We start from the raw sequence: 14,760 nt of genomic DNA, 5'->3' as shown, positions 1-14,760 counted from the left end.
GTGCGCGGCGCGCCGGTGCTCCGGGGCGGCGCGGGCAGGCGGGGCGGGTCGGCGGTCTCCATGACGGCGAACTCCTCGGCGGCGCGGGGCCTTCGCGTGCGCGCCCCGGTAGGGGTCAGCGTTCGTTGATCACGTCGTCGATCCTCCGGTCGGCGGCGGCCGCCGCGGCCTGCACGGACTGCTTGCCCATCGCGATGTTCTGCAGCATCTCCGGCAGGACGTTGGACTTCTCCACGGCGGTCCAGCCGGGGGCCAGCGGTGTGACCCAGCCCCGCTCGGCCGCGCGCGCCGCGGGCGCGTTGATGCCGTCGGAGGGGACGTCGCGGAGCTGGACGGTGTTGTTGGGCAGGGTGTCGACCTTGATCAGCCGGCGCTGCGACGCGCTGTCGGTGTAGATCCTGATCCACTCCGCGGCGGCGCCCTGGTTCTTGGACTTTGCGGGAATGGCGAGGGTCGATCCGCCCAGGAACGGCGGCAGCGGCTTTCCGGACGGGCCGGGAAAGACGAAGGTGCCGAACTTGCCGCGCAGCTTCGGGCTGCCGCCTGATCTGCTGTCCGTCGCCGCCTTCGCCTCCCAGGTGTTCCCGTAGAAGATGCCCACGTGCCCCTGGCCGACGACTGCCGGCTGGTCGCCGTTGTCCTTGGAGCGGTCGCCGACGTAGTAGTCGTCGAGGAGTTTCTTCCAGTTCTTCAGCCCGGCCCGCGAGCGCGGAGAGGAGAGCGCGCCGTGCCAGCGGCCGTCCTTCTCGACGGCGATCTCACCGCCCGCGTCCTTGACGAAGGCCATCGCCGCGTACCAGTAGCGGCCCGGCATATAGAAGGCGGAGAAGTTCTTGTCCCCCGGCCCGAACTCCGCCTTGAGCTTGTCGAGGCCGTCCAGCAGCTCCGGATAGCTCTTCGGCGCGCGCTTGATTCCGGCCTTCTTGAGGAGGTCGGTGCGGTGGATGCCGACCCGTGCCCCTACGTAGTAGGGCACGCAGTAGGTCTTGCCGTCCATCCGGCACGCGTCGTGGAGCGCCGGCAGCCAGTCGGCGGAGTGGTCGAACTTCTTGGGGTCGACGGCCGCGAAGGCGCCGTTGACGAGATAATTGGTTGTCTCACTGTTACCCATTTCGACCACATCGGGCACGCGCTGGCCCGCGAGCGCCGCGTCGATCTTCTGGTTCTTACTCGCCCACTGCTGGTATTGCACCTTGACGTCAATCTTCGGGTATTTCTCCTTGAAGCGCGCCGTGGCGGAGGAGACCAGGTCGGGCCAGCTTTCCCGGGCGTCGACGGCGAGCCAGACGGTCAGCTCGCCCGAGGTGTCGGCGGCGGGCGCCTTCTGTCCGCCGTCCGAGGAACCGCCGCATCCGACAGCGAATGTCAGCAAGGCGCACACACCCAGGGTAGTGGTGCGGCGGGATAGCGGTGCGGCCATGATCTCCTCCGTTCACCGTCCGGGAACCAGAGCAGTTACTACCCAGCGCGGACCGGGAATCCTCCCGGAAAGTTTTTTTCAGCCAGAAGGGACTTCTGCGTAACCGCCCCGCAGGAGACCGCGGGCGCGTTTCCGTTCCAGGCACGCCCCCTTTTCCGCGCCGCACGGCACGGCATCCGGTGTTCCATGACATGACGGAAACATTGCGGTACGCACGGGAGACGCTGTTGACGCGGGCGGGTGTTCTGCGTGACGTTTGCCCGGATTCTCACACGTCTCCCACAGAAGGGTGCGGCACGTGACTGAGTACGCCGGGACGGCTTCCGGCCCCGCAGCGCGGCCGGTTCGGGTCAGCTCCTGGAACGGCTGGGACCCGCTGCGCCATGTGATCGTCGGCCGGGCCGACGGCGCGGTGGTGCAGGCCCCCGAGCCCGCCGTCCGGCGGGACTACCCCGACGACGGCTTCCCCCTCGGCAGCTACGGCCCGATGCCGGCCGAGATGACCGCCGAGGCCAACGAACAGCTGGACGACTTCGCCGGGATGCTGCGCCGCCGGGGCATCCGGGTGGACCGACCGACGCCCCTCGACTTCAGCGAGCCCGTCGCCACCCCGGACTGGACCCATCCGACGATGTCCGGCTGCATGCCGCCCCGCGATCTGCTGCTCACCGTCGGCGGCGAGGTCCTCGAAGCCACCATGTCCTATCGGAGCCGCTGGTTCGAGTACCTGTGCTACCGGCCCGTCCTCAAGCGGCTCTTCGACGCCGACCCGGCCATGCGCTGGGAGGCGGCCCCCAAGCCCCGGCTGACCGACGCGTCCTACCACACGGACTTCTGGGACACGTACCACACCCTGAGCACCGAGGAGCAGCTCGCCCGGGTCCGCGCCTACGACCTGGTACTGACCGAGGAGGAGCCGCTGTTCGACGCGGCCGACGTGGCCCGGTTCGGCAAGGACCTGTTCGTCCAGCTCTCGTTCGTCACCAACCGCAGCGGATACCAGTGGCTCAAGCGGCACTTCCCCGACCACCGGGTCCACGCGGTGACCTCCACCAACACCCACCCCCTGCACATCGACGCGACCTGGGTGCCGCTCCGGCCCGGCCTGGTGCTGCACTGCGGCGAGCGGCTGGCCGACGCCGAGCTGATGGAGTTCTTCCGGCGGAACGACTGGGAGGTCGTCGAGGCGGTGCAGCCCGCGAGCTGGGACCACCCGCCGAAGCTCTCCTTCTGCAGCCCCTGGCTGGCGGGCAACATCCTCAACCTCGACCCCGGCACCCTCTGCGTCGAGGAGAAGGAGGTCCGGCTGGCGGAGCAGCTCTCCTCGTACGGCTTCGAGGTGGTGCCGGTGCCGTTCCGCGCCGTCGGCCCGTTCGGCGGCGGTCTGCACTGCGCCACGGTCGACATCGAGCGCGACGGCACGTGCGAGGACTACTTCCCGCGCCGCCACGGCCGCTTCTGACGGCGGCGGACGGCATGGGCGGCACAGTGGGCACGGCTGGCGCGGCCGGCACGGCCGGCACGGCCGGCGTCCGGGGTGTGATCTTCGACTTCTACGGCACGCTGGTGCGGATGGTGCCCCCGTGGCCGCCCAGCCACCGCTCGGTCCTCCTGCGCCGGGGACTGGCCGGGGCCGCCGGGCAGTGGGGTGACCAGTGGGCCGTCGGCCCTGCGGACGGCGAGGAGCACACCGCGCACTCCGGGAGCGAGGAGGCGTACCACGCCTGGGAGCTGGCCCGGCTGCGCCGCCGGGCCCTGGCGTGCGGCGTCCCCGAGGGGGAGGCGGACGGGCTCGCCGCCGAGCTGGACCGGGCCACCAAGGGGTTCCACCTGGAGCTGTACGACGATGCCGCCGGAACGCTCTCGGCGCTGCGCGAGCGGGGCCTGACGGTGGGGGTGTGCTCCAACTGGTTCTGGCACCTGGACCGGGCGGTCGCGGAGGTCGGCCTGGCGGGGCTGGTGGACGCGGCCGTCACCTCGGCCCGTGCGGGAGCGCGCAAGCCGCACCCCCGCGTCTACCGCGCGGCGCTGGACGCGTGCGGACTGCGCCCCGAACAGGCGCTGTTCGTGGGGGACATGTGGGAGGCCGATGTGCTGGGGCCGCTCGCGGCGGGGATGCGGGCCGTGCATCTGTGCCGTGCGGAGCGCGCGGTGCGCGGGGCCACCCCCGCGCTCCCGGCGGGAGCCGTCCGCGTCGGCACCCTCCGCGACGTCGGCTCCCTGGTCTAGGGCCGGTCACGGCACAACTAGGTCCTCCAGGGCCCCTCGGGCACGGGTCAGGGGCGGACGCCGCCCAGGCGGTCCAGGAGGTTGCGGGTGACCCGGGTGACGCCCGCGTCCAGCTCGTGGCCGCAGATGACGGGCCAGTCCGTCGTGCCGGCGGTGAACACCGTGCCGCCGGCCGTGTAGACGCCCATGGTCGCCGCGCGGGGGCCGGTGGGCGCGCCCTCGCGGACGGGGCAGTTCCAGTGCCCCCACTTGAGGTGGTGGAAGTCCTCGTGCACCGGATCCAGCACGTACAGGCCCAGGATGAGGAAGGAGCCCGGGGTGCCGTCCGCGCCGGTGGCGTACGCCGTGCCGGCCGCGTCGTACGCGAAGGCGGCGCCGTCGCACTCGTAGCCGATCAGCGGCGTTCCGGCGCCGAGGGCGTCCGGAGGGCCGCCGTGCGACCCGTTGCGCAGGCCCGTGCCCGCGTAGATCCAGTGGTCGGCGTGCTGCACCGTGTACCCGGCGCGCGGCCGGTCGCCGGGCCACTCGCCGGGCCACATGCCGCCGTTGCGGAAGCTGACCCCGGTCAGGGTGTTCTCGGGCCTGCCGACCCCGTCGGGCGGCGGCGTCCACCACTGGTCGGTGGCGGGGAGGTGCGGGTACTCCTCGCCCACCTGGTGGTCGGTGTCCGAGACGAACGCGGTGTTGCCGTCCGTCGGGTGGATCCGCCACCAGCAGGTGTTCGCGCTGAGGAAGGCGATGTTCCCGCCCGCGCGCACGTACGCCTCCGCGTGGTCGCGCATCGCGGCGCTCCAGTACTCGTCGTGCCCGACGCTGAGCAGCAGGCGGTAGGGGTCCAGCAGCGCGGGGTCCTCGTGCAGATCGAGGTCGGTGCAGTACTCCACGGCGTAGCCGTTCCGCTCCAGCCAGGCGATGAACGGGGCGTCCCAGTAGGCGAGGTCGATGACGCCGCCGGGCCGGTGCAGGCTGAGCTTGTGGCCCCGGGGCCCGCCGTCCTCGCCGGTGACGTAGACGGGGTTGTCGTACAGGCTGCTGGCCCGCTCGGCGCCCGGGGCGTCCGACCTGTTGTACGCGTGCCGGGTGAAGGTCGACTTCTTGTAGAGGATCCGCCCGTGCCCGCCGGGGTCGCGGGCGCGGACGACGAAGAACTCCCGCCCGTGGCCCTCGACGGCGTCCAGCCCGCGCAGCGGCGCGGCCTCCTCGCCGTGGCCGGTGAACTGGGCCAGGTAGATGCCCGGCGGCCAGTCGGCGGGCACCGGCAGCCGGTATCCGGGCCAGCCCCAGTCCCGGGCGGGCGAGGCGTGCCCGGGATCGCCGTCGGGATGCGCCGGCGGCGGCCGGAATTCCCCCGGGAACGGGCCGGATTCCGCCATGAATTCCAGCTCCGCGCCCAGCCGGTAGAACCGCACCCGGAACCACGGCGCACGGGTGGCGACGTGGAGTGTCAGAACACCGCCCGCGGTGACGCTCTCACGGTCCACATACCCCTCGATCATCCACCCCTCCCATCCCCTGCGGGCCGGTCATGCTAGGGAGTTGGGCTAAATCCCCGCAATGGCGGCTGGTCGGCCTTCACGGGATGAATTCCGGACAGGGTGCACGCGTGCCGGACTGCCGGGGCAGGTCCGGGGGTAGCGCGGCAGGGACGCAGTGACCGCTCTCGGCGAGGGAGAGAGATGGACGGCGAATTCCGTGTGCGTGAACTGGTGCTCGGCGTCGAGGGGCTGGCTCTGCTGCGGCAGGCGATGGACGCGGACGAGCCCTTTCTCCACGACCGGCTGGCGGAGATCCGCGCCTTCGCTGAGGACGGGGGAGCGGGGATCCCCGGCAGCGGGGCGACGGTGCGCGAACTGGACCCGGAGGCGGGCTACGCGGCGTGGTCCGCCCGGTACGACTCGCTGGCCAGCGCCTTCATCGAGGTCGAGGAGCCCGTGGTGCACGGGCTGCTGGACCGGGCACCCGCCGGGACGGCCCTCGACGCCGCCTGCGGCACCGGCCGGCAGACCGTCGCGCTGACCGCGCGCGGGCACCGCACCGTCGGAGTGGACCAGTCGCCGCAGATGCTGGAGCAGGCGCGCGGCAAGGCGCCGGAGGCGGAGTTCCGCCAGGGCGCCCTCGACGCGCTGCCGCTCGCCGACGACGCGGTGGATCTGGCCGTGTGCTCGCTCGCGCTGACGCATCTGCCGGACCTGGAGCCCGCCGTCGCCGAGCTGGCCCGGGTCGTCCGTCCGGGCGGCCGGATCGTGGTCTCGGACCTGCACCCCTTCGTCGTCATGCTGCAGGGCCAGTGTCTGTTCGTGGCCGGGGACGACCGCCTCGCCTTCGTCCGCAACCACGTGCACCTGCCCGGCCGGTACCTCGACGCCTTCGCCGGGGCCGGGCTGAGCGTACGGTCCTGCCAGGAGCCGCTGTTCAACGGCAGGCTCGCGCCGGGCGGGTACGAAGAGCACATCGCCGACGCCGCGCGGGCCGCGTGGCAGGACATCCCCCTCGTCATCGTCTGGGACCTGGTCCGGTGACCGGCGGAGCCGACGGGGAGGGAGCCGACGCGTCATGGCCGTGGAATGCGTACGCCACTCTCAGCGGCCCGAGCTGTGGGACCGCCTCGACGAGCTGTTCGCGGGCGTGGTCCCCGAGTACAACCTGCACGGGGACATCGGGGACGCCTACTGGGCGCGCCTCTTCGCGGAGTTCCCGGACTACCAGTTCGTCCTCTACGACACCGAGCGGGACGACATCCTCGGCACCGGCCGCTCCCTCCCGCGCACCTGGGACGGCACCCCGCAGGGCCTCGGCGCGGGCCTCGACGACTCGATCGCCGCCGCCTTCGCCGCCCGGGACAGCGGCGCCCGCCCGGACGTCCTGTGCGCACTGGGCATCGAGGTGGCCCCCGCCCACCAGCGCCGGGGGTACTCCGCGCTGCTGCTCGCGCAGCTCGTGGAGCTCGCCCGCCACCACGGGCTGACCCATGTGATCGTGCCGGTCAGGCCCACGTGGAAGGACCGGTACCCGCTCGTGCCGATCGACCGGTACGCGCGCTGGACGCGCGGGGACGGCGCGCCCTTCGACCCCTGGATCCGCGCCCAGGTGCGGGCCGGCGGGACCGTCGCCGCGGCCACGGCCCACTCGTCACGCATCACGGGAACAGTGGCCGAGTGGGAGTCCTGGACCGGTATGCGCTTCCCCGAGGACGGGGAGTACGTCTTCCCGGGCGGCCTGGCGCAGCTGACCGTCGACCGGTCGCGGGACCGGGGCGTGTACTGGGAGCCGAGCGTATGGGTCACCCACTCCGTCACCCCCACCGTCCCCCGCACCGTCACCCGCGACGCGCGGCCGGACCCGCGTCCAGCTCCCCGGCGGACGTGACGGCGCTGTGCGCGTAGTCGGCCAGCAGATCCCGGTGGGCCGGGAGCACCTCGGGCCGCCGCTCGGGCGGCAGCCCCGCCGGGCCGACGGTGGACAGCGCGGCGCGCCGCACCCGCTCCGCGGCCGGACCGGTGTCCGCCGCCTGCCCCGGCCGCCGCCCGGCGGCCCGCGCCGCCTGGCCGCCCAGCAGCAGGCAGTGGATCCACAGCTCGTCAGCGAACGCCGCGCCGAACAGCCCCGCCACCCGCTCCGCCGCTCCCTCCGGACGGTACCGCCGCAGCACGTCGTACACCCGCCCCTCCGTGAGCCCGGTCCCGGTGCGCGGCAGGGCGTCCCGCCACCGGTGGTGCTCGCGCGGCTGCTCGGCGCTCTCCTGCCCGGCGAGGCGGATGAAGCCCTCGCCGTACCGCATATACGGGAGCCAGCCCGGCTCCTCCAGTACCCAGCCGCGGTCGAGCAGCGGGGCGGCGTCCTCGGAGGAGGCGGGGCACACGGCCAGCCGGATGCCCTGCGCCGCGTGCCCGTTGATGCTGCTGGTGCCGATGTGCTCCACGACGGTGGGGACGGCCAGCAGCGCGGGCCGGCCCGCGCCGCGCAGGAAGGCCGCCATCAGCTCGTCGTCGTGCCGCTCGGCGCTGCCGTGCGCGAAGCCGCGGAACGCCGAGGCACGCGCCGCGGGCAGGCAGATCCCCAGCGTCGGCGTGAACTCCTCCGGCACCGCGCGCACCCAGCCGGCCCCCGCCAGGGCGGCGAGCCGTGCCGCGGCCCCGTTCCGCGCGTGCCAGTTCGTGTAGAACACCAGCGCGTCGTCCGGGAAGCGGGCGGCCGCGCGGGCGACGAGGCCCAGCAAGTCGTCGGGCGCGTCCACGTCGTCCTGCACCACAAGGTGGTGGGTGGCGTCGGCGGAGGCGGCGGACCAGGCCCGCAGCGCCGTGCGCAGCGCCGCCGGGGGACCGTCCGGATCCGGGTCCAGGGCCAGCGTGCCCAGCCCGAGCCGGGCGGCGAGCGCGGCGGCCTGCTCCCGGCGCGACGGGTGGGTCATCACGGCGGAGTCGAGGCGGACGGGCGCTGGAGGCATCGGGGGCTCCTTCGCTTCGGGCTCGCGGGACGTCGGCTCGCCGGCTCGCCGGCTATTTGACTTCCGTCCTCCGCAGCCGAAGGTATCCCAGGACGCTCGGCAGCACGCCCCACAGGGCGACGGAGACGAGGACCTTCCCCCACTCCTGGCCCGTGAGCGCGACGGTCTCGCCGAGCGGGGACATCGTCGTGTTCGTGTCCAGCCACTTCCCCGCGTCGTCGACGCCGGACTCGTACTCGCGCAGCACGCTCCAGGCGGAGGGCACGCCGAAGTGCACCAGGATGCCCAGCACGGAGTTCATCGTGATCATGCCGAAGGCGAAGCCGATGAACAGCGAACCCACGTGGTAGAGCGTGATGTTGAGCAGGGCGGTGCCGGACAGGCTCCAGCTTCCGTCCGCGTCGACGAAGGCGGGCGCCAGGCCGTTGCCGATGGCCGCGAGCAGGATGCTCAGCACGACGGTGCCCACGGCGACCGTCAGCACGGCGGCCAGCTTGGCGGTGACCACCCGGGAGCGGCGCGGCACCAGCGAGAAGGTGATCAGCGCCGTGCGCTGGGACCACTCGCTGGTGACCGACAGCACTCCGATGATCGGCAGCACGATGCTCACGGGCGACACGCTGTAGGTGAGGAACCCGGTGAGCGTACGGTCCGCCGCGTCGCCCGCGAAGAGGCGGACCACGGTGGTGGTCAGCACGATGGCGAAGACCAGGGCCACCAGGACGGCCCCGGAGCGGGTGTTGACCATCTTGCGCAGCTCGACGAGCGTCAGCGCTCCGGTGGAGACCGGGCTCGGCTGCGCGGGCGCCGGATCGGTCCGGGGGGTGAGGACAGCGGTCATGACTGCGGCTCCCGCACAGCGTCGTTGGTGGCGTCGTCGTTGCTGGTGTCGTCGTTGCTGGTGTCTCGGGTCATGGCCAGGAACATCTCCTCCAGGCCGCCGCTGTCGGCGCTGCGCAGCTCCAGCAGGACGACGCCGGCCTCGGCCGCCGCGCGCCCCACGGTCTCGGCCTGCGCGTCCGCGATGAACGCGTGGTCCTCGGTCCGGGTCGCCGGGATGCCGGCCGCCGAGAGCACCGCGCTCAGCTGCGCCTGGTCCACCGCGCGGACCACGGTGCCGGTGGCGGTGAGCAGGTCCGTCTTGTTCCCCTTGGCGATGATCTCGCCGCGCTGGATGAGCACCAGGCTGTCCGCCACGGCGTCGACCTCGCGCAGCAGATGGGAGGAGAGCAGCACGATGCCGCCTCCGTCGGCGAACTCCCGCAGCAGCCCCCGCATCCAGTGGATGCCCTCCGGGTCGAGGCCGTTGACCGGCTCGTCCAGCACGAGGATGTTGGGCTCGCCGAGCAGCGCGTGGGCCAGCCCCAGCCGCTGGCGCATGCCCAGCGAGTACTCGCCGACCCGGCGCGCGGCGGGTGCGCCCCCGAGGCCGACGAGTTCGAGCATGTCCTCGACACGCTCCTTGGTGACGCCCATCATCCGGGCCGACACGGTCAGGTTCTCCCGCCCCGTGCGGCCGGAGTGCTGCGTGGTCGGGTCGAGCAGCACGCCGATCTCGCGGGCCGGGTTCCGCAGCTGGCCGTAGCGCATCCCGTTGACGGTCGCGGTGCCCGACGTCGCGCGGGTGAGGCCGCAGAGCACACGCATGGTGGTCGACTTGCCCGCGCCGTTGGGCCCGAGGAACCCGGTCACGGTTCCCGGCCGGCACGAGAACGAGGCGTCTTTCACGACGGTGGTCGAACCGTAGGTCACGGTCAGTCGGTCTACTTCGATCATAGGGCCGAGGTTGCCACCGAGGGCCCCTCTCACACTGCGGGCTTCGGTCGATACCCGAGCGACCTTGGTTCAGAGCCGGCCGAGACTTTAGTCGATACCCCCGCGCCCCGAAGGGGCGCGGGGAACTGCGCGACCGGCCGCAGCGAACCCGCACACTGCGAAGCACAGGCAGGGGCAGGCCCGTGCGCAGCACACATCCGCCGACCGGCCGGGCGCCAGGGCCCAACCGATCGGCGGACGGAAAACAACGTGCTCAGCGGCTCCGGTGCTTCTCCGTGAGCCGCTCCAGCTCGGACACCATCTCGTGCGGCGCGGGGTTGGAGAGGTTCTCCTGCCGCAGCCGCTCGGCGGCATCACGGTAGGACTGCTCGCCGATCAGCTTCTCCACGCTCTCGCGCAGCACGTCCTCCGTCAGCTCGGAGGCGTGCACCGCGATGCCGGCGCCGCTCTCCTGGAGCGCGGTGGCCTTGTTCCACCAGTCCGCCCAGCGGATGGTCGGGATGAACTGCGGCACGGCGTTGGCGAACGCCGTGCTGTAGGAGCCGAACCCGCCGTGGTTGATGAGCACCGAGGACCCGGGCAGGACGGCGTGCAGCGGCACGAAGTCCACGACGCGGGTGTTGTCCGGCACCTCGGATATCCGCGCCGCCTCCTCCTCGCCGAGGGCCGCGACCACGTCGACGTCCATCGCCCCCAGGGTGCTGATGAGCTTCTCGACCGGCAGGAAGGTCCCGCCCAGCGCGTTCCGGGCCGACATGCCCGAACTCACCACCACCCGGGGCTTGTCCGGGGTCTCCTGCAGCCACTCGGGAAGCTGCGAGGGGCCGTTGTAGGGCACGCAGCGCATCGGCAGCCGGGTCAGGCCGTCGACCGGGATCTGCAGGCTGGTGGGCACCTGGTCGATGCTCCACTGGCCGACCACGACCTCCTCGTCGAAGTCCGAGCCGTACTTGGACAGGATGCCGCCCAGCCAGGTCTCGAACGGGTCGTCGCGGCGCTCCTCCGGCTGCTCGGCCATGCGGATCAGGAACGTCTCGCGCATCTTCGCGTAGATGTCGGTGCACCACAGCAGCCGTGCGTGCGCCGCGCCCACCACCCGCGCAGCGACCGCTCCGGCGTAGCAGGTGGAGTCCCAGATGACCAGGTCGGGCTGCCAGCTGCGGGAGTAGGAGATCAGCTCGTGCACCATGGTGTCGTTGTACGCCTGGTAGGCGAACGTGACGCTCACGTTGAGCTTCATGTGCACCAGGTCCCACGGGTGCTCCTCGGGGACCGGGTTGCTCCAGTCCGCCATCGGGTTCTCCAGGGACTCCCGGTTGTCCTCGAACATCTGGTTGATGTTGTGGTCGACGCCGACCGGGACGGCGGTGAGACCGGTGCTCTGGATCGCGTCGGCCAGCACGGGGTTGCTGGCGACCCGCACCTCGTGACCGGCGCTGGAGAGCGCCCAGGCCATCGGGACCATGGTGTACAGGTGGGACTTCTCGGAAACGGTGGCGAAGAGTACGCGCATCGTCAAACAGCCTTTCCAACGCAGGTGCGCATCATCATGTCGTGGGTGCCCCAGGATGCGGGCACGGTGGTGCGGGCGGAACGCGCGGGTGCCGCGCACCCGGCGTTCACAGCGGTGGTGCTCCTTTCGTGGGTCAGCGCGTCGTGGGTCAGCGCGGCAGCCCTTCGATCCACTCCTCGATCGCCTCGGCGGTCTGCACGGCGTAGTCCTCCATGATGGAGAAGTGGTTGCCCGGTACGTCGACGGTCTCGTGCGGCAGGTCCCAGAACGAGCGCCAGTCCGGAAGGTCCTGAAGGGACTGCGTCGTCGGGGTGAGCGGCTCGGTGGCCCGTACGAGCAGGGTCGGCGTCGGCACCTCCTCCTTCGGCGCCCAGTCGCCGAACATGGTGATGTACCAGCCCATGGCGGACAGCCGGTCGTCGTCCATGGTGACGAAGACGCCCTCGCGCTCGGTCATGCCGTCCATCAGGGACAGCCCGAACTGGTTGAGGATGCTGCTCTGCGGCACATAGGTGTCCACCAGCACGATGCCGGCGGGCGGCAGCCCCAGCCGGTCCAGCCAGACCGCCGTGCCGTGCGCGATCCAGCCGCCGGCCGAGGAGCCGAGCAGCACCGGCGGCACCCCGTCGGCGGCCTCCGCCACGGCCGCCGCCTGCGAGGCCATCACCGCGTCGATGTCCTCCGGCAGCATGTCGCCCCGGCCGAAGCCGGTCAGCGGCAGCGCCGACACATTGCGCCGGCCGCGTAGCGCCGACGCGTAGCGCGCGTACTGGTGGATGCCCGCCACCGCCAGGCAGGAGGAGAAGCAGAAGACGGGGTGGTGCGCTTCCCCCTTGCTCAGCCTGACCGGCTTCGGCAGCCGGTCGAGCTCCTCGGTGGTGCGGAAGCGCGGGCGCAGCGCCGCGATGGCGCGGAGCAGATCGAAGATCTCCTTCCACTTCCCGGTCTCGAACGCCTCCGTGTACTGCTTCAGCAGGGAGTACGAGCCGCCGTCGTCGCCCGCGGCCTCGTCGCCCGCGCCCGAAGGAGCGGCGCCGGTGCCGTCCGACGCCTCCGCCAGCGCCGTGTCCAGGAAGGCCGCCAGATCGGCCACGGTGGAGTGGTCGAACACCAAGGTGGCCTGGAACCGCAGCCCCGTCGCCTTGTTCAGCCGGTTGCGCAGCTCGACCGCGGTCAGCGAGTCGAAGCCGTAGTCGACGAAGTCCCGGTCGGCGGTGATCGCGGAGGCGTCGGTGTGGCCGAGTACCGCGGCGACGTGCGTGCCCACCATCTCGGCCAGCGCCTCCCGCCGCTGCGCCTCGTCCAGCCCGGCCAGCCGGCCGCGCAGCGAGCCGCTGTCCCCGGAGGAAGCGGCCCGCCGGGTACCGCCCCTGCGGGCCGCGGCGGGCACCAGCTCGCGCAGCAGCGGCGGCACGGCCCCGCTCGCCGCCTGCTTGCGCAGCGCCTCCCGGTCGATCCGCATGGGGATCGGCGCCGCCGTCTCCGAGGCGACCGCCAGGTCGAACAGCTCCATTCCCTGGGCCGCGCCGAGCGGGGCGACACCGCCGCGGCTCGGCTCGTCCTGGGAGACGGCGCCCCCCGCCGCGCCGCCGGCCAGCCCGCCCTCCTGGGCCCACAGGCCCCAGGCGAGCGAGGTGCCGGGCAGGCCCAGCGCCCGCCGGTGCTGGGCCAGCGCGTCGAGGAAGGCGTTGGCCGCCGCGTAGTTGCCCTGGCCCGCGCCGCCCAGGACACCGGCCGCCGAGGAGTACAGCACGAAGGCCGACAGCTCCCGGTCGCGGGTCAGCTCGTGCAGGTTGAACGCGGCGTCGACCTTGGGCCGCAGCACCCGCTCCACCTTCTGCGGGGTGAGCGAGGCCAGCGTGCCGTCGTCGAGCACGCCCGCCGTGTGGTAGACGGCCGTCAGCGGGTGCGCCTCGGGCAGCCCGGCGATCAGCTCCTCCAGCGCGTCGCGGTCGGCGGCGTCGCACGCGGCGACGGTGACGCGGGCACCGAGTGCGGACAGCTCGTCGCGGAGCTCGGCGGCTCCCTCGGCGGCCGCGCCGCGCCGGCTGGTCAGCAGCAGGTGCCGGACGCCGCGCTCGGTCACCAGATGCCGGGCGAGCAGCGCGCCCAGCGAGCCGGTCGCACCCGTGATCAGGGCGGTTCCCTCCGGGTCGGCGGCGTCCGCCGGCTCCTCGCGGGGCTCCGCCGCCGCCATCCCGGCCAGCCTCGGCACATACGGTGCGCCCTCGCGCAGGGCCAGTTGCGGCTCGCCCGTCATCAGCGCGGCGGGCAGGGCGCGGAGCGACTCCTCGTCCTCGTCCAGGTCGGCGAGGACGAAGCGGTCCGGGTTCTCGGCCTGCGCGGCGCGCACCAGCCCCCACACGGCCGCGTGGGCCAGGTCGGCGACGTCCGCCTCGGGCCCGGTCGCGACCGCGCCCCGGGTGACGAACACCAGCCGGGTGTCCTCGAACTCCTGCCGCTCCGCCCAGGCCCGCGCGGTCTCCAGCGTGCGCTGCACCGCGCCGCGGACCGACTCGGCCTCGGCGACCGGCTCCGGCGCACAGGAGACCAGCACCACCGGCGGGACCAGGGTCCCGGCCTCGGCGATCGAGTCGAGCGTCTCCAGGTCCGCGTACGACTCCAGATGCACCCCGGCGTCGAAGAGCGGCTCGGCGATCTTCAGGCCGTCCTCGCCGAGGAGTACGGCCCGCGCCAGCGCGGGCCCGCGCGGCGCGGAGGGCTGCGGAGCGGCCCAGTCGAGCCGGAAGAGCGACTCGTGCGCGGCGCCGGCACCGGCCGGCTTCAGCCCCTCCGGCGACAGCTTCCGCAGCAGCAGCTCCGCGATGTGCGCGACCGGCTGCCCGGCCGGGTCGGCCACGTCGATCGTCACGGACTCCCCCGAGCCGCCCGGCGAGAGCCGTACGCGCAGCGCGTCGGCCCCGGTGGCGTGCAGCGAGACCCCGGACCAGGCGAACGGGAGCTGCCCGGTCTCGACCTCGCGCGCGGGGGCGAGTGCGATGCCGTGCAGCGCGGCGTCCAGCAGCGCCGGGTGCAGGTGGTAGTCGGCGGCGCCGGGCTGCTGCTCGGCGGGCAGCTGGATCTCGGCGTAGACGCTGCCCTGGTGGAACCAGGCCCGCGTCAGGCCCTGGAAGGCGGGCCCGTATCCGAAGCCGCTGTCCTGGAAGTCCTGGTAGAGGCGGTCGGCCTCCAGCGGCTCCGCGCCGGGCGGCGGCCACGCGGTGAGGTCCGGCTCGGGCGCCGAGGGCGGTGCCGGGGCGAGCTGGCCGGTGGCGTGGCGGGTCCAGGCGCTGGTGCCGTGGGGCTGGGAGTGGATGGCGAGGGGGCGGTTGCCGTCGGCGTCGGGTGTGTCGACGGTGAGCTGGAGGGTGGTGGGGG

The 14,760-nt window shown here is 73.0% G+C and carries 11 protein-coding genes; 4 read left to right on the top strand and 7 right to left on the bottom strand.

The genetic code is table 11. The annotated features are described in order from the left end of the window. Positions 1–115: 115 nt before the first annotated feature. Positions 116–1,381, bottom strand: a complete 1,266-nt coding sequence (locus G5C65_RS16610; RefSeq protein ID WP_338146446.1) for an extracellular solute-binding protein — start codon at positions 1,379–1,381, stop codon at positions 116–118. Between the two features lie 337 nt (positions 1,382–1,718). Here G5C65_RS16610 and G5C65_RS16605 point away from each other — a divergent pair, with 337 nt between their 5' ends. Then, positions 1,719–2,882, top strand: coding sequence for a serine/threonine protein kinase (locus G5C65_RS16605; protein ID WP_165299624.1), 1,164 nt, complete (start codon positions 1,719–1,721; stop codon positions 2,880–2,882). Between the two features lie 14 nt (positions 2,883–2,896). Then, positions 2,897–3,649 carry an HAD family hydrolase gene (locus G5C65_RS16600; protein WP_165299623.1) on the top strand — a complete coding sequence of 251 codons (753 nt, stop codon included), beginning with the start codon at positions 2,897–2,899 and terminating at the stop codon, positions 3,647–3,649. Between the two features lie 47 nt (positions 3,650–3,696). On the opposite strand, the gene G5C65_RS16595 is transcribed toward G5C65_RS16600, so the two are convergent. After that, positions 3,697–5,145 (bottom strand): N,N-dimethylformamidase beta subunit family domain-containing protein, encoded by a 1,449-nt coding sequence (locus G5C65_RS16595; RefSeq protein WP_165299622.1) that lies wholly within the window; start codon positions 5,143–5,145, stop codon positions 3,697–3,699. A gap of 180 nt (positions 5,146–5,325) precedes the next feature. On the opposite strand from G5C65_RS16595, the gene G5C65_RS16590 reads away from it, so the two are divergent. Then, on the top strand, positions 5,326–6,168 hold the full coding sequence (locus G5C65_RS16590; RefSeq protein WP_165299621.1) for a class I SAM-dependent methyltransferase: 843 nt from the start codon (positions 5,326–5,328) through the stop codon (positions 6,166–6,168). Between the two features lie 34 nt (positions 6,169–6,202). Next, complete coding sequence (locus tag G5C65_RS16585; RefSeq protein ID WP_165299620.1) at positions 6,203–7,015, top strand: GNAT family N-acetyltransferase; 813 nt, start codon at positions 6,203–6,205, stop codon at positions 7,013–7,015. On the opposite strand, the gene G5C65_RS16580 is transcribed toward G5C65_RS16585, so the two are convergent. The 5 genes from G5C65_RS16580 to G5C65_RS16560 all read right to left on the bottom strand — a co-directional run. Next, positions 6,966–8,093, bottom strand: coding sequence for a hypothetical protein (locus G5C65_RS16580; protein WP_206441883.1), 1,128 nt, complete (start codon positions 8,091–8,093; stop codon positions 6,966–6,968). The two genes, G5C65_RS16585 and G5C65_RS16580, sit on opposite strands and share 50 nt — an antisense overlap. 52 nt (positions 8,094–8,145) lie before the next feature. Next, on the bottom strand, positions 8,146–8,934 hold the full coding sequence (locus G5C65_RS16575) for an ABC transporter permease (RefSeq protein ID WP_165299619.1): 789 nt from the start codon (positions 8,932–8,934) through the stop codon (positions 8,146–8,148). Continuing rightward, the gene (locus G5C65_RS16570) at positions 8,931–9,869 is read right to left on the bottom strand and encodes an ABC transporter ATP-binding protein (protein WP_165299618.1); all 939 of its coding nucleotides are present in this window, start codon (positions 9,867–9,869) and stop codon (positions 8,931–8,933) included. The genes G5C65_RS16575 and G5C65_RS16570 overlap by 4 nt, the downstream gene beginning before the upstream one ends. A 253-nt stretch (positions 9,870–10,122) precedes the next feature. After that, entirely contained in the window at positions 10,123–11,382 is a 1,260-nt protein-coding gene (locus G5C65_RS16565) for an activator-dependent family glycosyltransferase (protein WP_165299617.1), read from the bottom strand. Between the two features lie 148 nt (positions 11,383–11,530). After that, the coding region (locus tag G5C65_RS16560) for a type I polyketide synthase (protein WP_165299616.1) at positions 11,531–14,760 on the bottom strand (3,230 nt) is incomplete at its 5' end.

Source organism: Streptomyces boncukensis, assembly GCF_011045075.1.
Classification (GTDB): domain Bacteria; phylum Actinomycetota; class Actinomycetes; order Streptomycetales; family Streptomycetaceae; genus Streptomyces; species Streptomyces boncukensis.
Note: the sequence above shows the minus strand (reverse complement) of the source record. Positions and strands in the feature narration are given on the sequence as shown.